The organism is Mesorhizobium sp. CNPSo 4689 (assembly GCF_057784325.1).
Genome location: NZ_JBWLUZ010000025.1, coordinates 1 through 22,253, shown reverse-complemented (window position 1 = coordinate 22,253; position 22,253 = coordinate 1). Strand labels below are relative to the sequence as shown.

Sequence of the window (22,253 nt, the reverse complement as noted above, 5' to 3'; positions counted from 1 at the left end):
TTTTTCGCGTTTTGGTTCGGCCCCGATCAGCGCTTCGCGATCGGCACGTAGTCGCGTTCCGGCGCACCGGTGTAGAGCTGGCGCGGGCGGCCGATCTTCTGGTGCGGATCCTCGATCATCTCTTTCCACTGCGCGATCCAGCCGACGGTGCGGGCGACCGCGAACAGCACGGTGAACATGGTGGTGGGGAAGCCCAGCGCCTTCAGCGTGATGCCGGAATAGAAGTCGACATTCGGGTAAAGCTTCTTCTCGATGAAATAGGCGTCCGTCAGGGCGATCTTTTCCAGTTCCATGGCGATGTCGAGCAGCGGATCGTCCTTGATGCCGAGCTCGCCTAGCACCTCATGCGCGGTCTTCTGCATGATCTTGGCGCGCGGATCGTAGTTCTTGTAGACGCGGTGGCCGAAACCCATCAGCCGGAACGGATCGTTCTTGTCCTTGGCGCGGGCAATGAATTCCGGGATGTGGTCGACATGGCCGATCTCGCCCAGCATGTTGAGTGCCGCCTCGTTGGCGCCGCCATGCGCCGGGCCCCACAGGCAGGCGATGCCGGCGGCGATGCAGGCAAACGGGTTGGCGCCCGACGAGCCGGCAAGCCGCACCGTCGAGGTCGAGGCGTTCTGCTCATGGTCGGCATGCAGGATGAAGATGCGCTCCATGGCGCGCGCCAGCACCGGATTGATCTTGTATTCCTCGCACGGCACCGCAAAGCACATATGCAGGAAGTTGGCGGCGAAGTTCAACTCGTTCTTCGGGTAAATGAAGGGCTGGCCGATATGGTATTTGTAGGCCATCGCCGCGATGGTCGGCATCTTGGCGATCAGCCGCATCGAGGCGACCATGCGCTGGTACGGGTCCGAGATATCGGTGGAGTCGTGGTAGAAGGCCGACAGCGCACCGACCACGCCGCACATCACCGCCATCGGGTGTGCGTCGCGGCGGAAGCCGGTGAAGAAGCGCGACATCTGCTCGTGCACCATCGTGTGGCGCGTCACCCGGTAGTCGAAGTCGTCCTTCTGCGCCTTGGTCGGCAGTTCACCGTAGAGCAGAAGATAGCAGACCTCCAGGAAGTCGCCATGCTCGGCCAACTGGTCGATCGGATAGCCGCGGTGCAGGAGGATGCCGGCATCGCCGTCGATGAAGGTGATCCCCGACTCGCAGCTTGCCGTCGAGGTGAAGCCGGGATCGTAGGTGAAAGCCCCGGTCGTGTTGTAGAGCGAACCGATATCGATGACATCCGGCCCGACGGAACCGCTTCGCACCTTGAGTTCATGCGTCTTGCCGGCGAGCTCGAGCTTTGCGGTCGACTCGTGCGGTTTGCCGCCAAATTCCAGTTTTGTCGCAGCTTCGGTCATTGCAAACTCCTTTCGTTCCATGCCGGCAAAGGCAAATCCTGCAAATCACCGGAATGCGCGTACTCGCCACCGCATTTTAGGAGGTGCGTGCCAGATTGGGCCAAGGCCTAATGTTGCACTGCGAAACGCGCCTTTCAATGCCAATCTTCTTGGGCCAGTTTTCCTAATCGATTTGATCCGCGATACGCGCAAGGCTTTCGTCGCGGCCGAGCACCGCAAGCACGTCGAACACGCCCGGCGAGGTGCTTTTGCCGGTGAGGGCGGCCCTGAGCGGTTGGGCCACGGCGCCGAGCTTGTGGCCTTCGGCCAGCGCGAGCTCGCGGATCGCCGCCTCCGCCGCAGCGGCAGTCCACTCGCCGGAAACTGCCTTCAAAACACTGTGAGCGCCAGCCAGGATCGCGCGTGCGTCACCACCGAGCAATGAAGCCGCCTTGTCGTCGACCGGCAGCGGCCGCACGGCGAACAGGAAACCGGCCCCATCGACGAGCTCGACCAAGGTTTTCGCCCGCTCCTTCAGGCCGGGCAGGGCGGCGAGCAGCTGCGCCTTCTTGTTGTCATCGAGGCGCGCCGCGATTGCCGGGCCGCCTTCGAGATAGGGCAGCGTGGCGACGAAGATGTCGAGCAGTTCTGCATCGCCCATGCGCCTCATATGCACGCCGTTCAGCGCCTCGAGCTTGGCGAAGTCGAAGCGGGCAGCGCCCTTGTTGACGTCGCCGATGTCAAACCAGGCGATCATGTCCTTGATCGACATCACCTCGTCGTCGCCATGGCTCCAGCCGAGCCGTGCCAGATAGTTGAGCAGCGCCTCGGGCAGATACCCCATCGCGCGATAGGCCTCGACGCCGAGCGCGCCATGCCGCTTCGACAGCTTGGCGCCGTCGGCGCCATGGATCAGCGGGATGTGCGACATCGACGGCACCTCCCAGCCCATGGCGTTGTAGATCACCGTCTGGCGCGCGGCGTTGGTCAGGTGGTCGTCGCCGCGGATGATGTGGGTGACGCCCATGTCATGGTCGTCGACGACGACGGCATGCATATAGGTCGGGTTGCCGTCCGAACGCAGGATGATGAAATCATCGAGATCCTTGTTGGGGAAGCGCACCTCGCCCTGCACGCGGTCGTGCACCACCGTCTCACCCTCGGTCGGCGCCTTGATGCGGATCGCGCCCTTGACGCCTGCAGGCGCCTCCGACGGATCGCGGTCGCGCCAGCGGCCGTCATAGCGGGGCGGCAGGCCCTTGGCACGTGCGGCCTCGCGCATCGCCTCCAGCTCGGCCGGCGTCGCGTAGCAGTAATAGGCCTTGCCGATGCGCACCAGCTCCTCAGCCACCTCGCGATGGCGCGGCGCGCGCTCGAACTGCGATACCGGCTCGCCATCCCAGCTGAGGCCAAGCCAGGACAGCCCGTCGAGGATGGCCGTGGTGGCGGCGGCGGTGGAGCGTTCGCGGTCCGTATCCTCGATGCGCAGCAGCATCGTGCCGGCGGTGTGTTTTGCATAGAGCCAGTTGAACAGCGCCGTGCGCGCGCCTCCAATGTGCAAATAGCCTGTCGGCGAGGGGGCAAAGCGGGTGACGACCTTGTCGGACATGGAACTCTCGGAAAGCGCAGAAAGCGGATGTGATTGCGCGGACTTTCGCGCGTTGCGCGTTCATGTAGCATAGGAGGTCTGGGGCGCAAGGGGCAGACCCGATGGCTGGACGAGGCCGGGGTGCGGAGGAGGGCGAGGGCGCGACGAGCAGCGTCAGCGAGCGGGCCCTGTTTGCCGATGTTCCGTACGCCGAGCCGGCGCTGGTTCTGTCGCCAGCGCCGCAATCCGGCATTGAGCTTTTGCAGCCCGGCAATCGCGTACCGGCGCCTATCCCCACGAAAGCACCGGTCAGGCGGATCCACGCATCACTCCGCCGCCTTTCTGGTCCCGCAATCCGCCGAAGCATCGCTGCGGCAGCCGGCACGGAGCTTGACCGCGGCATAGGCTTCCTGCTGGTGCCGGTGTTTCTGGCATGCGGGGTGATCCTTTATTTCTCGCTGGCGACGGAACCCGATTTCTACAGGCCCGTCGCCGTGGTCACCTTGATGGCGGCCTGCGCGGTGGTCTCGCGGTCATGGCAGAAGACGCATTTGTGCTTCATGGCGGCGCTGCTCTGCGCACTCGGCCTGCTCGCCGCCAAGGTCGAAACCTGGCGTGCCGGAACGCAAATGCTCGGCTCCGAGATCCAGACGCGGCTGACCGGGCGGCTCGCCAGTCTGGAGGAAATGGAAAACGGCCGCGTCAGGCTGACCATCGACGTGATTTCGACCGCCCACCCAAAGCTGCGCTACGCGCCGGAGCGGGTCAGGCTTTCGGCGCGGAAAGTTCCTCCGGATATGACGGCCGGTTCCCTGATCACCGGCTATGCCCGGCTGCTTCCGCCGACCGGACCGGTGCGGCCGGACAGCTACGACTTTTCCTTCGACAGCTATCTTTCTGGCATCGGAGCTAGCGGCTTTTTCCTCGGCAATCCGAAGACTGTTGCCTCCAAAACTGGCGCCGGCGAAGACGCGCCATCCACGACGCGCCTGGCGTCCGCGATCGAGAACGCCCGGGAGAACATCGCAGACCACATTCGCGGTCAGATTGGCGGCCCCAAAGGTGAGATTGCCGCGGCACTGATGGTCGGCGTACGCGCCGGCATCCCGGATGAGATCAACGAAGCGATGCGGCGCACCGGCATCTACCACATCATCTCGATTTCCGGCCTGCACATGGCGCTTGTCGCCGGCACCATCATGGGGCTGCTGCGCGGCGCCTTCGCCCTGTTTCCCGATTTCGCTTCGCGCCGGCCGGTGAAGAAATATGCGGCCGCCGCAGCGCTCTTTTCCATCGCCGCCTACCTCGTCTTTTCCGGCATCGTCGTCGCCGCCGAACGCAGCTTCATCATGCTGGCGGTGATGCTGGTCGCCGTGCTGTTCGACCGCGCGCGGCGCTGACCATGCGTAACCTGGCGATCTCGGCCATCGCCGTCATCCTGGTGTCGCCGCACGAAGTGGTCGGCCCGAGCTTCCAGATGTCGTTTGCGGCAACCGCGGCCCTTGTCGGCGCCTATGCCGGCTGGTCGGACTACCGCGCCGGCAGGGCGACATCGCCGCCGCCAAGGCGATCGCCGCTCGCCTTCGTCACGCGAAAATTCCTGCTCGGCATGGGCGGTCTCGCCATGACCTCCATCATCGCTGGCGGTGCGACAGCGCTCTTCGCCATCTGGCATTTTCAGCGCGTGTCGCCGCTCAGCCTGTTTGCCAACCTGGCCGTCATGCCGATTGTCTCGGTCGTCATGCTGTTGGCCGTAATCAGCGCGCTGCTGATGCCTTTCGGGCTCGATTGGCCCTCCCTCTATCTGATGGGCAAAGGGCTGACGGCGATGATCGCGATCTCGGAATGGATTTCCGAGCGCTCGCCGGTCGATGCCGTCGGGTTGATCTCCATTCAGTCGGTGCTGCTGGTGACCATCGCGCTGGTCATCGCCACCATGGCGACGACATGGCTCAGGCTGGCAGCCGTTCCATTCGCGCTCGCCGGCCTGCTGACGGTCTCCGACACCCGCACGCCGGATGTCCTGATCTCGGAGGATGCGCATCTGGTGGTCATGCCGATCGGCGGGGGGGACTCGCCATCAACCGGGTGCGATCGAACGAGTTCACCACCGACAACTGGAAACGGGCACTGAAAGCCGAAACCATTGTCGTACCGGAGACCTTCGAGAAGGGAGACGCGCGGTTCGACATGGATCCGGCCGACCTGCCGCCGGGCTCGCCCTTCTACTGCAGCGCCGGTCTGTGCCTCGCACGGCATCCGTCCGGCGCCATCATCGCGTATGCAGAAGACCGCAAGGACGCGTGGAGAGCGTGTGCTTTCGCGACCCTGATCATCGTCAACGACGCCACCGCCTACGACCCTTGCCGCAATCCGCTTGTCCTTGTCGTCAAGAAACGGCAGCTTGCCCGCTTGGGCAGCGCCGCCGTCTTCTTCGACCAGCAATCGGCAATCGCGCCAGCGGAGATAGACTTCGCGATCGAGCAGCCGTACCGGCCCTGGCACGAGCAGCGCAGATTTTCGCGCGAGGCGAGGGGCCTGCCGTCTTACAAGAGACCCGAAAGGCAGGCCAGCAAACCGCCGCCAAAACAATCACCGCCGCCTCAGTAGCGCCGGATCAAGCCAACCAACTTGCCCTGCACCTTGACCCGGTCGGGCCCGAAGATGCGGGTTTCATAGGCCGGGTTTGCGGCTTCCAGCGCGATCGAAGCGCCCTTGCGGCGGAAGCGCTTCAGCGTCGCTTCCTCCTCGTCGACCAGTGCCACGACGATCTCGCCCGGGCTCGCCGTATCGGCATTGCGGATGATGACCGTATCGCCGTCGAAAATCCCGGCCTCGATCATCGAATCGCCCTTGACCTCCAGCGCGTAGTGCTCGCCGCCCATGATCATGTCCGGCGGCACCGAGATCGAGTGCGTCTGATGCTGGATGGCGTCGATCGGCACACCGGCCGCGATCCGGCCCATCACCGGGATGGACACTGCCGCGACCGCATCGTCGTCGTTGCCCGCCTGGGGCGTGCGCGACGATGCCATCGGCTTGATCTGCCGCCCGAGACCGCCCTGCCCAAGACTGCCCTGAATGACGCTCGGCGAGAACTTTTTCGCCGCATTGAGGCCGGGAGCGATCGAATCGGGTAGGCGCAGCACTTCGAGAGCGCGCGCCCGGTTGGGTAGCCGACGAATGAAACCGCGCTCCTCCAGCGCCGTGATCAGCCGGTGGATGCCCGACTTCGAGGCAAGGTCGAGCGCCTCCTTCATCTCGTCGAAGGATGGTGGAATACCACTTTCCTTCAGCCGCTCATGGATGAACATCAGCAGTTCATGTTGTTTGCGTGTCAGCATCGCGGCCCCCAACGGAATCAGAAAAACAAAACCAGAACAAACACTATCTGTTCCATTTGTGTTCCGCAACCGTTTAAAGTTTAATGAATGGCTTAAGGTGCCCGAAACGATGTTGTGGTCGACAGAGAATGTCAAACTCCCTCAGAGTCCGGCTTCATCGCATTGATTTTGTTTTCTTTTATGGCCTCAGCCCGACTTGGAAGGCTCCAGTACCGGCAATCATTTGGCGCAGACATTCCCGGGTCGGGCTGTGTTCGACCATCCAGCCCGCTCGATGCACCGTGAACGAAACGAACTCAAAATGCCAACTTTGAGCAAAGGTCGAGGGGTTGTCGTTGGGCCGACAAGTCATCAAGGCAGGTTCTTGCAGTGCGATGGCGAGTGATGAGAGAAAGTACCGATCGGCCTGTGTGTCGTCATTGCGTGCCGGTGTCCTGCAGAGGGGAGCAGACATATCATGACCGCAGTTCCTGATCTTGCGGCCGTCGAGGCGATGGACGCCGCGGATCCACTGCGCTCGCTGCGCGACCGCTTCATCCTGCCCAAAGGGGTGATCTATCTCGACGGCAATTCGCTGGGCGCTGCCTCGCATGCCGCTTTCGACGCGCTGCGCAAGGCGGCGACCGAAGAATGGGCGCAGGACCTCATCCGCGCATGGAACACGGCCGGCTGGTTCGACATGCCGCTCGAACTCGGCGACCAGCTGGGGCGCCTGATCGGCGCAGCGTCCGGCCAAACGGTGGTCTGCGACACCACCTCGATCAACATCTACAAGGTTCTGCACGCCGCAATGGCCATGCGGCCGGATCGGCCCGTCATCGTCGCCGAAGGCGACAGCTTTCCGACCGACCTCTACATGGCTGAAGGCGTGGCCTCGACCCGAAAGAACACCGTTCTCCGCCTCGCTGGCGTCGACGCGCCGACGATCGAGGAGCTGATCGACGAAAATGTCGCCGTGGTGCTGGTCAACCACGTCAACTACAAGTCAGGCGAACTGCGAGACATGACCGCGCTGACGCGCATCGCCCATGACGCGGGGGCGCTGATCGTCTGGGATCTCTGCCACACCGCGGGCGCCATGCCGGTCGAACTGGATAAGGCCAATGCCGACTTCGCGGTCGGCTGCACTTACAAATATCTGAACGGCGGTCCGGGTTCTCCGGCCTTCATCTACGCGGCCGAGCGCCATCATGCCGATGTGCAGCAGCCGCTCAGCGGATGGTGGAGCCACGCACGGCCCTTCGCTTTCGAGCAATCCTACGCAGCCGGCACCGGCATCCGCCGTTTTCTGTGCGGCACACAGCCGGTCCTGTCGATGCGCACGCTGAAGGGCGCACTCGCCATCTGGGACGATGTCGACATGGCGGCCGTGAGAAAGAAGAGCATCGCCCAGGCCGATCTGTTCATCGAACTCGTCGAGGCAAAATGCGGTGCCTACGGTCTCACGCTCGAAAGCACCCGTGACAGCGCCAGGCGCGGCAGCCAGATTTCATTCATGCACGAGCACGGCTACCAGATCATGCGGGCGCTTATCGAACGTGGCGTGATCGGCGATTTCCGGGCGCCGTCGACCATACGCTTTGGCTTCACCCCGCTCTATGTCGGCTACGCCGATGTGTGGCACGCTGTCGAAGTTCTGGCAGACATCCTGCGCAGCGGCGCCTGGAAGGACGCACGTTTCGCTGTCAAGACAGCGGTCACCTGAGCGGCAAGGAGAGCAGGGGGAGGGCATAGGTGCTCGAACATCGTATTTCCGACTGGAACAACGCCTATACGAACGGCGCCAACATCGCTGGCGGCGATCGCTGGCCGGCCGCTTGGGTCGAGCCCGCGCGGGCCTTTCGCGACGCTCTTTCGGCCGAGGGCAGGGCGCGGCTCGACATCGTCTACGGCGATAGACCGCGCAACCGGCTCGATCTTTTCCTGCCGGGCACCTCACCCAACGGGCTCGTTGTGTTCGTGCACGGCGGCTATTGGAAAGCGTTCGACAAGAGTTTCTGGTCGCATCTTGCCGCTGGGCCGATAGGCCAAGGCGATGCCTTCCTACACGCCATGTCCCGAGATACGCATCGCCGGCATCGTCAGGGAGGTCGGCGCGGCGATCGGCAAGGCGGCGGCGCTGGTCGACGGGCCGCTGATGCTGATCGGACATTCCGCCGGCGGCCATCTCGCCAGCCGGATGGCGAGCGCAACCACGCCTCTGTCGCCCGGAGTGACGGGGCGCATACGCCATGTCGTGTCGATCTCGGGTGTGCACGACCTGCGCCCGCTCATGCGCACCGCCATGAACGAGACGCTGGCGATCGACGATGCCGAAGCGCTGACCGAAAGCCCGGCCCTTCTGCGCCCGATGGACAATGCACGCCTGACCTGCTGGGTCGGCGGTGGCGAGCGCGCCGAGTTCCTGCGTCAGAGCGCTCTGCTGGCCAACATCTGGACCGGCCTCGGCGCTGCGACCAGCTCGGTGGTCGAGCCGGACCGGCACCATTTCAGCATCATCGACGGTCTTGCAGACCCGGAGCATCCGCTGACCCGGACGCTGATCGCGGAATAGGAACGGGTTCAGCGCAGCATCAGCACGCTGCAGGTGGCACCCGCTGCAGCGGCAGGCGCAAACGGCTCGCGCACGATCAGCCCGTTGGCGTCGGCGAGCATTCTCAGCATCGAGGAATCCTGGATGCCGAAGGGCGTCGCCACCAGCGCGCCGGCCTCTTCCCGAACCACCGCGCGCACATAGTCTTGCCTGAGATCGTTGGCCGGCATCGCGGTCCCGAGGCGGGCCGCGCGTATGTCCTGCTGGAAGCGGCGGCCGCCGAGCCGCGCCAGAAGCGGCTTCAGGAACAGTTGCGAGCAGACGAGGCTGGCGACTGGATTGCCGGGCAAGCCGATGCAGCATATCTCCCCGAGCCGGCCGAACATCAGCGGCTTGCCCGGGCGCATGGCGATCTTCCAGAAGTCGAGCGTCATGCCTTCGCCGGTCAGCACGTCGTGGATCAGGTCGTGGTCGCCGACCGAGGCGCCGCCGAGCGTAACGATGACATCGGCGCCGTGCTCGACCGCCTGCCGCACCAGCGCGGCAATTGCCTCCTTGCGATCGGCGGCAATGCCGAGGTCGAGCGCGCGCGCCCCTACAGACTGCGCGGCGGCGGCGACACCATAGGCATTGGACGAGATGATCTGGTCTGGGCCGAGCGCGCTGCCCGGCGGCAGGAGTTCGTCGCCGGTGGCGATGATGGCGACAAGCGGCCTTTTGACCACGGTCACTTCTGGATGGTTGGCAGAGGCCGCCAGGGAGAGTGCCGCCGGATCGAGCAGGCGCCCCTTTTCGAGCAGCACGTCGCCCCTGGTGAAGTCGAGACCGACGCGGCGGATGTTGCGTCCTTCGGCTGTCGATTCCGTCACCTCGATGGCGCCACCACCGAGATCCCTGACATTCTCCTGGATGACGATGGTGTCGGCGCCTTCGGGCAGTGGCGCGCCGGTGAAAATACGCACCGCATGACCCTTGTGGACAGCACCGTCGAAGCCGCGCCCGGCCGGCGCCATGCCGATCACCGAAAGCCGCGCCGGGACTGAGGCGATATCGGCTGCCCGAACGGCGTAGCCGTCCATGGCGGAGGCGTTGAACGGCGGCTGGGTGCGCAGCGCCACGACGGGTTCGGCGAGCACCCGGCCGGCGGCATCGATGAGCGCGACGCTTTCGCTGCCTGTCGGGGCAGCGCCATCCAGCAGGCGTTCAAGCGCCTCGGCGACCGGAACCAGCGCCATCTAGGCGCCTGCCTTGTGGTCGGATCTGTAGTCGCCGGATTTGCCGCCGGTCTTTTCGACCAGCCTGATGCCGGAGATCACCATGGCGCGATCGACCGCCTTGGCCATGTCGTAGATGGTCAGGCACGCGACCGAGGCCGCTGTCAGCGCCTCCATCTCGACGCCGGTCTTGCCGGTGACGCGGGCCAGCGCAGTGACCTTCAGGCCCGGCAGCGAATGGTCCGGCTCGATGTCGACGGAAACTTTGGTCAGCAGCAGCGGATGGCAGAGCGGGATCAATTCATGCGTCTTCTTCGCCGCCATGATGCCGGCGATGCGTGCCGTGCCCAGCACGTCACCCTTCTTGGCATCCCCGGCCAGGATCATTGCTAGCGTTTCGGGAAGCATCGAGACAAAGCCTTCGGCAATTGCCGTGCGGGTCGTCTCGGCCTTGTCGCCGACATCGACCATGTTGGCCTCGCCCTTGGCGCCGAGATGGGTGAGGGCGGCTGCCATCGTCAGATGGCCTCGGCCGGCGCCTTGCCAGTCAGAAGCAGGGACGTGGCAGCCGCCACGTCCTGCTGGCGCATCAGACTCTCGCCGACGAGGAAGGTGCCGATGCCGCTTGTCTCCAGCCTGCGGCAGTCCTCATGCGTGAAGATACCGCTCTCGCTGACCAGCAGCCGGTCTGCCGGCACCATCGCCGCCAGCCGCTCCGAAACAGTCAGGCTGGTCTCGAACGTCCTGAGGTCGCGGTTGTTGATGCCGATCAGCCGCGACGACAATTTCAGCGCGCTCTCCATCTCGGCCTCGTCATGCACCTCGACCAGCGCGTCCATGCCGAGTGCGAATGCCGTGGCTTCGAGTTCGCTCGCCATGGCGTCATCGACACTGGCCATGATGATCAGGATGGCGTCGGCGCCCCAGGCGCGCGCTTCGAACACCTGATAGGGATCGAACAGGAAATCCTTGCGCAGCGCGGGCAAGGCGACGGCGCCACGCGCCGCGGTGAGGAATTCGGGTGCGCCCTGGAAAGAGGGAGCATCGGTCAGCACGGAAAGGCAGGCAGCGCCGCCCTTCGCATAGGCCTTTGCAAGCGCCGGTGGGTCGAAATCGGCGCGGATCAGGCCTTTGGACGGGCTCGCCTTCTTGATCTCGGCGATCAGCCCGAAGCCGCCGGCTTTGCGCTTCGCTTCGAGCGCAGCGAGAAAACCGCGCGGCGCGTCTGCATCCTTCGCCCGTGCCTCGATCACGGCAAGCGGGACTCGCAACTTCGCCGCGGCGATCTCGTCGCGTTTGTAGGCCTCGATCTTGCGCAGGATGTCGGACAAGGGCCTATCCGTTCGAAATTGCTACCAGCCTGTCGAGCACCTGGAGTGCCCGGCCGCTGTCGATGGCTTGCGCCGCGCTCGCCATGCCGTCGGCAAGCGTCGTCGCCTTGCCCGCCACCACCAGCCCAGCGCCGGCATTCATCAGCACCGTATCGCGATAGGCGCCGGCGGCACCGCCCAGCATGTCGCGCATGGCCTTGGCGTTGTAGGCCGCGTCGCCGCCGCGCAGCTCGTCCTTGCTGTGGCGCTTCAGCCCGACCGCTTCCGGGGTCAGCGTGAAGCTGCGGATCTCGCCACCGACGAGTTCCGCCACCTGCGTCTCCCCGGTGGTGGTGATCTCGTCATAGCCGTCGCCATGGACGACCCAGGCATGGTCGGTGCCCAGCGCCTTCAATGTCTCTGCGACCGGCATGATCCATTCCGGCAGGAACACGCCGACCATCTGCCTGAGGACGCCGGCCGGATTGGACAGCGGTCCGAGCAGGTTGAAGATGGTGCGGGTGCCGAGTTCGCCGCGGATCGGACCGACATGCTTCATCGCCGGATGATGCGCCGGCGCGAACATGAAGCCGACGCCGGTCTCGTGGATGCAGTGGCCGATGATTTCCGGCGGGATGTCGATCTTGACGCCGAGCGCGATCAGGACATCGGCGGCACCCGTCAGCGAGGACAGGCCGCGATTGCCGTGCTTGGCGACCGGCACGCCGCTGCCGGCGATGACGAAGGCCGATCCGGTCGAGATGTTGACCGAGTGTGAATTGTCGCCCCCGGTGCCGACGATGTCGATGGCGCCCTGCGGAGCATCGACGCGCAGCATCTTGGCGCGCATGGTGGCGACGGCGCCGGAGATCTCGCTCACCGCTTCGCCGCGCACGCGCAACGCCATCAGGAAGCCACCGATCTGGCCGGGCGTCGCATCGCCCGACATGATGATGTCGAAGGCTTCGCGCGCCTCGTCGAAGGAAAGCGGCGTCCCGCCCGCGACCTTGGCGATATGGGTCTTCAGCGCGCTCATCTGGCCTGCGCCTGGGCAACGGCGGTCTGGTCGATGCGGACGTCGTACTGCGTCTGCAACTGCGCCACCAACTGGTCTAGCAGATCGTCCGACATGCCGGCGGTGAAGGATTTCTGCGCATCGTCCGGCACCGAGCTGGCATCGGCGCCGGCCGGTTCGAACACTTCGGCGACCTTGAACAGTATCTGTCCTTCGCCGGTGGGCGAGGGGATCAGCCCGGTTCCGCCTTCGCCGACACCGAACATCGCCGCCGCACCCTCCTTGCCGAAATCGACGTCGTCCGCCTCGCGCTTGACGCCGCGCTTGGTCTGCTTCTCGAGCTTGAGTTCGCCGGCGATGACATCGAGCGTGGTGCCCGCCTTGAGCCGCTTCTCCAGTTCGTTGGCCTTGGCGGTGAGCCGCTTCGTCGTCTCGTCAGCCGTCCAGTCGGCCACCACCTTCTGGCGGACCTCGTCCAGCGTGCGATCGCGCGCAGGCGTGACCGATCCGACCTCGTAGAAGACGAAGCCGTTGTCGGCGGTGGTCAGGCCCTCATTCTCGGCGCCGGGTTCGGCGGCGAACACCGACTTGATCAGCTCGGCCGATTCCGGCAGATCCTTGACGATCGTGTCGTCAGGCCGCTGGCCGGTGCGGTCGATCGCATCGATGGTGACGACCTTGAGCTTCAGCTTGGCGGCTGCATCGGCGAGCGAACTGCCCGAGGCGCGCGTGTCTTCGTAGTTGTCGTGCACATCCAGAAGGATGCGGCTTGCCTCGCCCAGCGCCAGGTCCTTGCGAATCTGCTCGGAGACTTCGGCGAGCGGCTTCACCACTTCCGGCTTGATATCGGTGACGCGCAAAAGCACCGGTCCGAAGGCGCCCTGGACGACCGGACTGACTTCATTGGCGGCAAGCTTGAAAGCCGCGTCGGCCACAGCCTTGTCGGCGATCTTGTCCTTGGCCAGCGTGCCGAGCAGCGTGTCGGCCTGCGTCTTGCCCTCGGCGGTGACGATCTTGTCGAAGGTTGCACCGGTCTTCAGCGAGTCTAGCGCTGCCTTGGCCGCATCGGGCGACTGGAACACAAGCTGTTCGATGGTGCGCATTTCAGGCGTGGTGTAGCGCGACTTGTTCTTGTTGTAATCGTCGCTGATCTGCTGCTCGGTCACGGCGCTGAGATCCATAATGTCTTGCGGCTCGAGCCTGACATAGGAGAATTTGCGGTATTCCGGCGCCGCATAGGCCTTCTTGTTGGCATCGAAATAGGTCGAGAGCACGCTGTCGGACGGCGCCTCGATCGGCTCGACCAACTTTTTAGGCAAGGTCAGGTAGTCGACCGTGCGGTCTTCGCCGCGATAGAGCGCCACCGCCTTGAGGAAAGTTTGCGGCGCCTTGAGGCCGTCCGAAACCGCCTCGACGATCTGCTGGCGCACCGCCACCTGGGCACGATTCTTCAGATAGTCCTCGGGCCGCATGCCGACCTCGCGCAGCAGATACTCGAACGTTCTGCGGTCGAACTGGCCGCCCGGGCCCTTGAAGGCCGGGTCTTCGCGCGTGAGTTCGGCGAGCCGGTCCTTGGAAAGGCCAAGCCCGAGCTTGCGGGCCTGCTCGTCGAGGACGGCGCCCGAAACGAGCTGGGCCAGCACCTGATTGTCAATGCCGAGCGCCTTTGCTTGCTCGTGCGTGATGCGCTGACCGAATTGCTGCGACATGACGCTGACCTGACGATCATAGGCGAGGCGATATTCGTTGATCGAAACGGTCGTGCCACCGGCGGTGATCACCGAATGATGGCCACCCAAGGTACCAGACAAGCGCCCGGAAATACCCCAGACTGCAAAGCTGAGCACCAGCAATGACAGCAGCGCCTTCGCGACCCAGGTGCCCGCCGCGTTTCTCAAGATACCAAGCATGCATACTTCCGATTTATGCGCATTTCGCGTGCGCCCGAGTCTGAAACAAGCGCAATAGCGCCCTTCCGGTCCACTGTCGATTGCTTTGTGGCCTGATTTTGGTAGTGAGGGCGGGAGCCCAATGTCGCCCGGAGAAACAAAGCCCATGACGCCTGGAATCCGCCCGCTCGTCGCCGGTAACTGGAAAATGAACGGCACCAGCGCCTCGCTGAACGAGCTGAGGACGATTGGCAACGGCTTCATGAGCGGGCTCGACACCGAGACGGAAGCGGTTGTCTGCGTGCCCGCGACCTTGCTTGCGCATGCCGCCGAAATCCTGTCGCGCACCCCGGTGCGGGTCGGCGGCGAGGATTGCCACCCCAAGGAGAGCGGCGCCTATACCGGGCGGATTTCGGCGGAGATGTTGAAGGACGCCGGCGCCAGCCATGTCATTGTCGGTCATTCCGAATGCCGCTCCGACCTCGCCGAAGACGATGCCCTGGTCCAAGCCAAGGCTTCCGCGGCCTGGCGCGCCGGCTTGGTGGCGATCATCTGCATCGGTGAGACAAGCGCCGAACGCGAGGCCGGCACGACGCTGGAAGTCCTGTCGCGCCAGGTCGCCGGCTCGGTGCCGCCGAGTGCCACCGCAGCCAACACCATCATCGCCTACGAGCCGGTCTGGGCGATCGGTACCGGCCTGACGCCGACCGCCGCCGATGTCGCCGAGGCCCACGCCCATATCCGCGCAAAGCTGGTGGAACTGCTCGGCGATGGCGCGGCACGGATGCGTATTCTCTATGGCGGCTCGGTCAAGCCCTCCAACGCTGCTGAGCTGCTCGGCATCGACAATGTCGACGGCGCGCTGGTCGGCGGCGCCAGCCTGAAGGCGGCGGACTTTCTCGGCATCGCCGAGGCTTATTTGAACATCGCGTAACCAGGCGGCTCATTGCCGGCCTGGGCGCGGTGGCGAAATCGTTGCAAAGACTGCAATGCTTCCCATATTCCGGCCACGGGCTTGGAAATGCCGTTAAAGCATTGTAAGGAGCCGCCTCCAAATCACCGGTCGTCTTCGCGGCCGCGCAAGGCCTTGCCAGGATAAATTATGGAAACCGTACTGATCGTCATCCACCTTATGGTCGTGCTCGCGCTTGTCGGCGTGGTGCTGCTGCAGCGCTCCGAAGGCGGCGGTCTCGGCATCGGCGGCGGTTCCGGTTTCATGACCGCGCGCGGCGCCGCCAATGCGCTGACGCGGGCGACGGCCATCCTGGCGGCCGCCTTCTTCGTCACCTCGCTGACATTGTCGATCCTTGCCCGCTATGGCGAAAAGCCGATCGACATCCTCGACCGCGCTCCGGCATCCTCCGACAATGCGGGCAAGGGCGTGCTCAACCAGTTGCCGGGCACCACGGCGCCTGCAGGCACCACGGCGCCGGCGGCTCCCGCCGGCAGCACGGCGCCGACGCCGCCCTCCGGCAACGATGCCGCCACGACGCCTCCCGCGGCCGCTCCGGCCACGCCGGCGCCCGCGACTCCGGCCACCCCACCCGCAGCCAATGGCGTCACCTTGCCGGTCACTCCGCAGGTTCCGAACCAGTAGTCGGCAGAGCATGATCCCGAAAAGTGGAATCATGCTCAAAACAAAAAGATAGAAGATAGAGCCCATCCCGATTCTATCGGCATGGAACAGGCCTCTTGATGCCGCGATCTGTTGTCGTTTGAACACAGTCGCGGCAAATGCCGCACGATCACGAAGATTCAACCGAGCGTAGCTCCATGGCGCGCTTGAGGCGTCCGTGGCTAATCGATTATAGATTGCGCGCGGCACTTTCGGCGTCCTTGGGGGGCGCCGGGCGACGCCGTGGCAACAAGCATTGAACGATCGGATCTTCGCCATGCAGCTTCGCAGCTTCATTTTCCTGGGGTTTTGCGCCGTACTCGGCATGAGTTCGGCCGCCTTCGCCGGCACTCCGGCAATGGTTTCACAGCAATCGGTTGGAAAGACCGATGTCATCAATGTCGCCGCCGCCAAAAGCGATGCGGCGCAGTTGAAGCTTCTCAAGAAGAAGAAAAATCCGAGCGCCGACGATCTGGCCCAGATCGGCAAGCTCGAAGCCAAGATCGCAGCCGACAAGGAAGCCGCTCGCGCCAAGGCGCTCGAAGCCAGGAAACTGGCGATGCGCGAGGCGGCCAAGGCCAAGGCCGACGCGGAACGCCAGGCATTCCTGGCCAAGAAGGACCAGGCGGCGGAAACCAAGGCGGCGGACGCCAAGCCGGGCAAGAAGACCGTCAAGATCATCGAGCCGGTTCAGCCGATCGCGCCGATCCAGTCCGCCGAAACGCTCCCCGCCGAGGCCATGAACGTGGCGCTGACCGGCAACAATGGCGAATTGCGCAGCGAAGCGCCCGGCCAGAAGCCGCGCAACGTCGGGCTCTTCGCCGGCCTGTTCGGCGGCACCTCGTCCTCGTCGATGTCGCTGCTGCCGGAGACGCGGGCGCTCGATCAGGTGCTCGCCAAGAAGGAAGCCAAGAAGCAGTTCAAGGTGAAGCCGGAATTCGTGCCGCAGGAAGTGGAATTCACCGGCTACGATGCGGGCACCATCGTCATCGACACCAGCGCCCGCCGCCTCTATCTCGTCGAATCGGCATTCACCGCGCGCCGCTATGCGATAGCGGTCGGCCGCGAAGGCCTGCAGTTCAAGGGCACGGTTGCGGTCGGCGACAAGCAGGAATGGCCGCGCTGGATCCCGACGCTCGACATGCAGAAGCGCGAGCCCAAGCACTATGGCCAGTACAAGGACGGCATGCCCGGCGGCGGCGAGAACCCGCTCGGCGCGCGCGCCATCTACCTCTATGACGGCAAGAAGGACACGCACCTGCGCATCCACGGCACCATCGCGCCGCAGTCGATCGGAACCAGCGCCTCCAATGGCTGCTTCCGCATGATCAACGAGCACGTCATGGACCTCTACAGCCGGGTCAGGGTCGGCACCAAGGTCGTTATTATCTAACGACCAAGGTCGTCATCATCTGACGGTTTGATCAAGAATGCCGAAGGGGCCGGCTCAGCCGGCCCTTTTGTTTTGATCGGAACACTATTTGGCCCCTCGGGGCTTCGCGCCTTCTTGGGAAAAAGCCTGCGCGGCGGTTTTTTCTCTGGCGGAATCAATCCGGCCGCGTTAAGCGATGACTCCCATGGCGCGATATGTATTCATCACTGGCGGCGTGGTTTCCTCACTCGGAAAAGGCATCGCTGCAGCGGCCCTTGGGGCTCTCTTGCAGGCGCGAGGCTATCGCGCGCGCATCAAAAAGCTCGATCCCTACCTCAACGTCGACCCCGGCACGATGTCGCCGTACCAGCATGGCGAGGTCTTCGTCACCGACGACGGCGCCGAGACCGATCTCGATCTCGGCCATTACGAGCGTTTCACCGGCCGCTCGGCCAACCAGCAGGACAACATCACCACCGGCCGCATCTACAAGAACATCATCGAGCGCGAGCGGCGCGGCGACTATCTCGGCGCCACCGTGCAGGTCATTCCGCACGTCACCGACGAGATCAAGCATTTTGTCCTCGACGGCAATGACGACTACGACTTCGTGCTGTGCGAGATCGGCGGCACCGTCGGCGACATCGAGGCGATGCCGTTCCTGGAGGCAATCCGCCAGCTCGGCAACGACCTGCCGCGCAACAATGCCGTCTACGTGCACCTGACCTTGATGCCCTACATCCCGACGGCCGGCGAGCTGAAGACCAAGCCGACGCAGCATTCGGTCAAGGAACTGCGCGGCATCGGCATCGCGCCCGACATCCTTCTGGTCCGCGCCGACCGGCCGATCCCCAAGGAAGAGCGCCGCAAACTGTCGCTGTTCTGCAATGTGCGCGAGAGCGCCGTCATCCAGGCGCTCGACGTGCCGCACATCTACGACGTGCCGATGGCCTACCACAAGGAAGGCCTGGATTCGGAAGTGCTCGCCGCCTTCGGCATCGATCCGGCGCCGAAGCCGCGCATGGAGCCCTGGCAGAAGGTGTCCGACCGCATCCACAATCCGGAAGGCGAGGTGACCATCGCCATCGTCGGTAAGTACACCGGCCTCAAGGACGCCTATAAATCGCTGATCGAGGCGCTCTCGCATGGCGGCCTCGCCAACCGCGTCAAGGTCAAGCTCGACTGGATCGAGAGCGAGATCTTCGAAAAGGAAGACCCGACGCCGTGGCTGGAAAAGGTGCATGGCATCCTTGTCCCCGGCGGCTTCGGCGAGCGCGGTTCGGAAGGCAAGATCCTGGCCGCGAAATTCGCGCGCGAGCGCAAGGTGCCGTATTTCGGCATCTGCTTCGGCATGCAGATGGCCTGCATCGAGGCGGCGCGCTCGCTGGCCGGCGTCGAGCATGCCTCATCAACCGAATTCGGCCCGACCCAGGAACCGGTTGTCGGCCTGATGACCGAGTGGCTGAAGGGCAACATGCTGGAGAAGCGCAAGGAGACTGGCGACCTCGGCGGCACCATGCGGCTCGGCGCCTATCAGGCCGAGCTCACCAAGGGCTCGAAGATCGCCGAGATCTACGGCGACACCCAGATTTCCGAACGCCACCGCCATCGCTACGAGGTCAATGTCGACTACAAGGAGCGGCTGGAGGATTGCGGCCTGGTGTTTGCCGGCATGTCGCCCGACGGCGTGCTGCCGGAGACGGTCGAATATCCCGATCATCCCTGGTTCATCGGCGTGCAGTACCATCCAGAACTGAAAAGCCGGCCGCTAGACCCGCACCCGCTGTTCGCCAGCTTCATCGAGGCGGCGATGGAGCAGTCGCGGCTGGTTTGAGCCGGCTGCGCGGCTTGTCATGCAGACCTACGTCGCGCTGCTCTACAGCATCATCCTGGGCGAGGGGCGGCGCGTGATCATGGCCGATCTCAAGGCGATGGCGGAAGGCCTGGGGCTGAAGAACCCGCGTACGCTGGTGGCGACCGGCAATCTGGTGTTCGAGACGAAAGCGACGGACATTGCCGGGCTGGAGCAGCGGCTGGAGACCGCGTTCGAAAAGACCTTCGGCCGCCATGTCGACATCATCGTGCGCCGCGCGGATGACTGGCTGGCGCTTGCCGCCGGCAATCCGTTTCCGATAGAATCGGCCGCCACCGCGGACCAGGTGGCGGTGCGCGTGATGCGCAAGCCTGTTCCTGCGGAGGCTGCAGAAACGCTGCAGGCGTATGTCGGCGACGACGAAAAAATGCAGGCGGTCGGCGGCGACATCTGGATCGTCTTTTCGCGCGCGACACCAAGTTCGCGGCTAATTGCGGCGACCAGCCACACGCGCTTGGGTATCGGCACCTCGCGCAACTGGAACACGGTGCGCAGACTGGCCGAGATGGTTGGTGGACAACCCTGACCTTCTCCCTTCCCGCTTCTTGCGCGAAGTTTTTTATGCGCAGCCCACTTTTTTCTGGAACCAAATGCCCATCCAGGAGTTTAATGGGGTTCGATCGAGCGGAGGCGATCGGCCGGGAGGTTAAATATGGATCGCTTGCATTTCTTCACGCCTGTGCGCATTGCGCCCGGGCAGGGATACCCAGTGCAGGAAGTCGATAGCGTTGCCGAAGCCATGGTGTTCTTGCGTAAGTGGCCGACAGGACGGCGTGGACCGGTTTATCAGTGTGCCCTGAATTGCTGCGCCGCGGCACTGTCTGGCAATATGTCGGCCGAGGAGGCGCGGAAGGCTTTCACCGGATTTGCCCGCATCACCCGTCTGCTGGACGACGACATGGCACTGCCGATCGGCGGCGAAAGCATGGAAAACGTCTACGCGTTGAGGCGCTAGGCCGGCTCCAGTCGTTAGGTAATCTGAAGTCTGCGCACGGATGGTGCGCAGACGGTCGTTTTTTGACGGCACTTCACAGCAATTAGCTTCCCGCCACCCGCCAATTGAAAAAATTCAGGAATAGACTAGATGGTGCGGCTCGCCGGGCCGAACTGATCGTTGCTGCACGGTGCGGCCGGCGCAGTCGGGTCGATGGTGACGCAACTCGCACGAGAGGCCGGCGCCTACGTCATTGACACCGGACGCTCTGCCGACCGTCAGAAGGCGCTCGACTTCGGCGCGAACGAGTTCGTCGACCTCGATAACGACGCCCTGGAAGACGTCGGCGGCGTCGATCTGGTGTTCGATGTCATCGGCGGCGACATACAGAAGCGATCCGCGGGCCTGATTCGAGCCGGAGGAACACTGGTGACCGTCGTCGGCCGCCCGACGCAATGCGAATCTCATGATGCGGAAACCGCTTGGATCGCGCTGGTAGCCCGCGGCACCCGCCCCCCGGCTTTGTCGGCGGTGGGGGTAGGGGTGGCTTTTTTGGGCCCTGCAAGACATGCGTTTTACGTGCTGGGCAGACTTCCGTCAGGGTTGGCGTCGCGATGGAAACAAGCTCGAAACAGACTTGGCGAGCCGGTGGCGATGGTCGGTTACGAGATTGAGCTATGCCTATACCATCGGGGCTTCGGCCTCACATCAAAGGCGGTTGAGGCGTAAGTCGCTGCCGTCCTAAGTTCATATGAGAGGATCAATTATGCGATCCGCAACGGTTCTGTCATCGTCACTCGCGCCGGCTCTATGGGCGGCTCTTCTTTTGCTCGTCGTCTCGGGGCTTCATACCGCAGCCCGATCCGATCCGGTGTTTTGTTCCAGCGATTCATCGATCCAAACGACATCGAAACAGACGAGGGGGACCGCCACAGCATGTCCGTTCGTGCTCGCGGGATCATCAAGCAATGGATCGGGGTGATGGACGAACTCACAGCGCCAGCCAGGAGGGTTCAGCCCGCGAAAGGACGAGATGCAAACGGCCGAAGTCGACTGTCAGCGTCGGAGCACATCGCGCCGAGCCCCAGAGAGAGGGCAGGGAGGCCGCCCCCACTTGACTACGCGGCGCGCCGTTGAGCGAGGTGGACACCCGAACGGGCTCGACGAGGGTCGACGGCGGTGACGATACTATGGTGGTGATCACAGTAGACGCGATCCGGCGAAGTTGGCCCAGCGCAAAAACGGTAGCCGCCGGGTACTGACCGGTCTTCGCTCACCGGGAAGCGGCACTGATAGAGGCCTAGCTGAATGAGGGGGACATCTCTCGAAGTTGGTCTGATATTTTCAGGCATGATGGTTTCCTAGTTCATAGCCATTGCTCGGCTGACAGCCGCAGTGCGACCCCGTCGGCGCGAGCTTCTCTCGTTTTGGAGGGCTATGGATAACCATATGGTGTTGGTTGCACCGTCAATGAAGCCCGAGGCTCTGCTTCTGAAGCCAATAGTTTGCGACCTAAGGCCACACCTGCGCGGGTAAGAACGCACAGGCAAGTGCCATAGTAGGCCGCCTCCGGCACCCGCCCCCGGGGTTCGTCGGTGGAGGGGTGGGGGGTGAATGGGGCCCTATCAGGAGCGCCCGACCGACACCCTCGCCGCGCGTTACGTTAGACCGGGAGCATGCTTTTCGGCCTCTCGCGGCCGGAACGCGCCCGTGTTGCAGTTGTTGCGCTCTCTAAGGAGAGCACACCCAGCCTAGGCGTTCGACTGCTCTTCAACATCAAGACAGTCTTCAGTGACAACGACGTGTTGGCTACCGAATCCATCTTGCCCCGACTCTGTAACCTTGATGACTCTCCATGGTCTGACATCAGAGGCAAACCTATCGATGACAGGCACTTGCCACAGAAGCTACGTCCCTACGCAACAAGCGCACAGCCGAGGCGGCCGAATGAATCCGCCCAGAAAGTTTTCGTTTCAGAAATTTCTACAGAAAGAGACAGCCCGGGGACGGCGGCCATACTGAGCCAGCCGGTCCGTGGGCGCGTTTGCTTCAGCCAACCTGGCCAGCGCTTCTTCGACTTTTTGAGCCGACGCGTCCGTGCGCTTGATGTGCCGCACAACTTGCCGCCTCAGCATCGCGAGCATTTCGGCGCGATATACGTCCCCGTATCTCGCAGTTTCAAGGTGGAGAGTCGCAAGCCGCATGGGCGACGATTCCAATTAGCTAGCAGTA

Annotated in this window: 16 protein-coding genes and 3 pseudogenes; 11 read left to right on the top strand and 8 right to left on the bottom strand. The window is 63.8% G+C overall.

Translation table 11 applies throughout. The features are described from left to right. Nucleotides 1-26: 26 nt before the first annotated feature. Nucleotides 27-1,355 carry a citrate synthase gene (gltA, locus tag AC04SI_RS24595; RefSeq protein ID WP_404276775.1) on the bottom strand — a complete coding sequence of 443 codons (1,329 nt, stop codon included), beginning with the start codon at nucleotides 1,353-1,355 and terminating at the stop codon, nucleotides 27-29. A gap of 163 nt (nucleotides 1,356-1,518) precedes the next feature. Further along, nucleotides 1,519-2,943 (bottom strand): glutamate--tRNA ligase, encoded by a 1,425-nt coding sequence (gene gltX, locus AC04SI_RS24590; RefSeq protein WP_488475049.1) that lies wholly within the window; start codon nucleotides 2,941-2,943, stop codon nucleotides 1,519-1,521. 101 nt (nucleotides 2,944-3,044) lie between these two features. Here gltX and AC04SI_RS24585 point away from each other — a divergent pair. Next, nucleotides 3,045-5,532 (top strand): annotated as a pseudogene (locus AC04SI_RS24585) (ComEC/Rec2 family competence protein). On the opposite strand, the gene lexA reads toward AC04SI_RS24585, so the two are convergent. Continuing rightward, nucleotides 5,526-6,266, bottom strand: coding sequence for a transcriptional repressor LexA (gene lexA / locus AC04SI_RS24580; protein WP_006205184.1), 741 nt, complete (start codon nucleotides 6,264-6,266; stop codon nucleotides 5,526-5,528). The pseudogene AC04SI_RS24585 and the gene lexA overlap by 7 nt on opposite strands. A 457-nt stretch (nucleotides 6,267-6,723) precedes the next feature. Here lexA and kynU point away from each other — a divergent pair, with 457 nt between their 5' ends. Next, nucleotides 6,724-7,971 (top strand): kynureninase, encoded by a 1,248-nt coding sequence (kynU, locus tag AC04SI_RS24575; protein ID WP_404276769.1) that lies wholly within the window; start codon nucleotides 6,724-6,726, stop codon nucleotides 7,969-7,971. A 29-nt stretch (nucleotides 7,972-8,000) separates the two neighbouring features. After that, nucleotides 8,001-8,820 (top strand): annotated as a pseudogene (locus tag AC04SI_RS24570) (alpha/beta hydrolase). Nucleotides 8,821-8,828: 8 nt separating this feature from the next. Here the strand turns inward: AC04SI_RS24570 and AC04SI_RS24565 are convergent. The 5 genes from AC04SI_RS24565 to AC04SI_RS24545 are packed head-to-tail and all read right to left on the bottom strand — an operon-like array spanning nucleotide 8,829 to nucleotide 14,248. Beyond that, entirely contained in the window at nucleotides 8,829-10,034 is a 1,206-nt protein-coding gene (locus AC04SI_RS24565; RefSeq protein WP_404276765.1) for a molybdopterin molybdotransferase MoeA, read from the bottom strand. Beyond that, the gene (gene moaC, locus AC04SI_RS24560) at nucleotides 10,035-10,529 is read right to left on the bottom strand and encodes a cyclic pyranopterin monophosphate synthase MoaC (RefSeq protein ID WP_404276763.1); all 495 of its coding nucleotides are present in this window, start codon (nucleotides 10,527-10,529) and stop codon (nucleotides 10,035-10,037) included. Between the two features lie 2 nt (nucleotides 10,530-10,531). Continuing rightward, the gene (trpC, locus tag AC04SI_RS24555) at nucleotides 10,532-11,344 is read right to left on the bottom strand and encodes an indole-3-glycerol phosphate synthase TrpC (RefSeq protein WP_488475048.1); all 813 of its coding nucleotides are present in this window, start codon (nucleotides 11,342-11,344) and stop codon (nucleotides 10,532-10,534) included. A gap of 4 nt (nucleotides 11,345-11,348) precedes the next feature. Beyond that, on the bottom strand, nucleotides 11,349-12,359 hold the full coding sequence (gene trpD / locus AC04SI_RS24550) for an anthranilate phosphoribosyltransferase (RefSeq protein ID WP_404276759.1): 1,011 nt from the start codon (nucleotides 12,357-12,359) through the stop codon (nucleotides 11,349-11,351). Further along, nucleotides 12,356-14,248, bottom strand: a complete 1,893-nt coding sequence (locus AC04SI_RS24545) for a SurA N-terminal domain-containing protein (protein ID WP_404276757.1) — start codon at nucleotides 14,246-14,248, stop codon at nucleotides 12,356-12,358. Before AC04SI_RS24545 ends, trpD begins: the two co-directional genes overlap by 4 nt. A 145-nt stretch (nucleotides 14,249-14,393) precedes the next feature. Between AC04SI_RS24545 and tpiA the strand changes: the two genes are divergently transcribed. From tpiA to AC04SI_RS24505, 8 genes and pseudogenes are all read left to right on the top strand, one after another. Further along, complete coding sequence (gene tpiA / locus AC04SI_RS24540) at nucleotides 14,394-15,161, top strand: triose-phosphate isomerase (protein ID WP_404276756.1); 768 nt, start codon at nucleotides 14,394-14,396, stop codon at nucleotides 15,159-15,161. A 168-nt stretch (nucleotides 15,162-15,329) separates the two neighbouring features. Continuing rightward, nucleotides 15,330-15,824 carry a preprotein translocase subunit SecG gene (gene secG, locus AC04SI_RS24535; RefSeq protein ID WP_404276754.1) on the top strand — a complete coding sequence of 165 codons (495 nt, stop codon included), beginning with the start codon at nucleotides 15,330-15,332 and terminating at the stop codon, nucleotides 15,822-15,824. A 295-nt stretch (nucleotides 15,825-16,119) separates the two neighbouring features. Beyond that, the gene (locus AC04SI_RS24530) at nucleotides 16,120-17,235 is read left to right on the top strand and encodes a L,D-transpeptidase (RefSeq protein WP_488475047.1); all 1,116 of its coding nucleotides are present in this window, start codon (nucleotides 16,120-16,122) and stop codon (nucleotides 17,233-17,235) included. A 175-nt stretch (nucleotides 17,236-17,410) separates the two neighbouring features. Then, nucleotides 17,411-19,048 carry a CTP synthase gene (gene pyrG / locus AC04SI_RS24525; RefSeq protein WP_081482256.1) on the top strand — a complete coding sequence of 546 codons (1,638 nt, stop codon included), beginning with the start codon at nucleotides 17,411-17,413 and terminating at the stop codon, nucleotides 19,046-19,048. 19 nt (nucleotides 19,049-19,067) lie between these two features. Then, entirely contained in the window at nucleotides 19,068-19,613 is a 546-nt protein-coding gene (locus AC04SI_RS24520) for a DUF1697 domain-containing protein (RefSeq protein WP_404276752.1), read from the top strand. A gap of 126 nt (nucleotides 19,614-19,739) precedes the next feature. Next, on the top strand, nucleotides 19,740-20,042 hold the full coding sequence (locus AC04SI_RS24515) for a DUF982 domain-containing protein (protein WP_192178741.1): 303 nt from the start codon (nucleotides 19,740-19,742) through the stop codon (nucleotides 20,040-20,042). Between the two features lie 159 nt (nucleotides 20,043-20,201). Then, a pseudogene (locus AC04SI_RS24510) lies at nucleotides 20,202-20,501 on the top strand (zinc-binding dehydrogenase); the annotation flags it as partial. A 1,196-nt stretch (nucleotides 20,502-21,697) separates the two neighbouring features. After that, a partial coding sequence (locus tag AC04SI_RS24505) for a DUF3631 domain-containing protein (RefSeq protein ID WP_488475046.1) occupies nucleotides 21,698-22,253 on the top strand: 556 nt, incomplete at its 3' end.

Bases quoted from the DNA above. Each gene is read 5' to 3' on its own strand.
- gltA (WP_404276775.1), bottom strand. From the start codon at position 1,355: ATGACCGAAGCTGCGACAAAACTGGAATTTGGCGGCAAACCGCACGAG.
- gltX (WP_488475049.1), bottom strand. From the start codon at position 2,943: ATGTCCGACAAGGTCGTCACCCGCTTTGCCCCCTCGCCGACAGGCTAT.
- lexA (WP_006205184.1), bottom strand. From the start codon at position 6,266: ATGCTGACACGCAAACAACATGAACTGCTGATGTTCATCCATGAGCGG.
- kynU (WP_404276769.1), top strand. From the start codon at position 6,724: ATGACCGCAGTTCCTGATCTTGCGGCCGTCGAGGCGATGGACGCCGCG.
- AC04SI_RS24565 (WP_404276765.1), bottom strand. From the start codon at position 10,034: ATGGCGCTGGTTCCGGTCGCCGAGGCGCTTGAACGCCTGCTGGATGGC.
- moaC (WP_404276763.1), bottom strand. From the start codon at position 10,529: ATGGCAGCCGCCCTCACCCATCTCGGCGCCAAGGGCGAGGCCAACATG.
- trpD (WP_404276759.1), bottom strand. From the start codon at position 12,359: ATGAGCGCGCTGAAGACCCATATCGCCAAGGTCGCGGGCGGGACGCCG.
- AC04SI_RS24545 (WP_404276757.1), bottom strand. From the start codon at position 14,248: ATGCTTGGTATCTTGAGAAACGCGGCGGGCACCTGGGTCGCGAAGGCG.
- tpiA (WP_404276756.1), top strand. From the start codon at position 14,394: ATGACGCCTGGAATCCGCCCGCTCGTCGCCGGTAACTGGAAAATGAAC.
- secG (WP_404276754.1), top strand. From the start codon at position 15,330: ATGGAAACCGTACTGATCGTCATCCACCTTATGGTCGTGCTCGCGCTT.
- AC04SI_RS24530 (WP_488475047.1), top strand. From the start codon at position 16,120: ATGCAGCTTCGCAGCTTCATTTTCCTGGGGTTTTGCGCCGTACTCGGC.
- pyrG (WP_081482256.1), top strand. From the start codon at position 17,411: ATGACTCCCATGGCGCGATATGTATTCATCACTGGCGGCGTGGTTTCC.
- AC04SI_RS24520 (WP_404276752.1), top strand. From the start codon at position 19,068: ATGCAGACCTACGTCGCGCTGCTCTACAGCATCATCCTGGGCGAGGGG.
- AC04SI_RS24515 (WP_192178741.1), top strand. From the start codon at position 19,740: ATGGATCGCTTGCATTTCTTCACGCCTGTGCGCATTGCGCCCGGGCAG.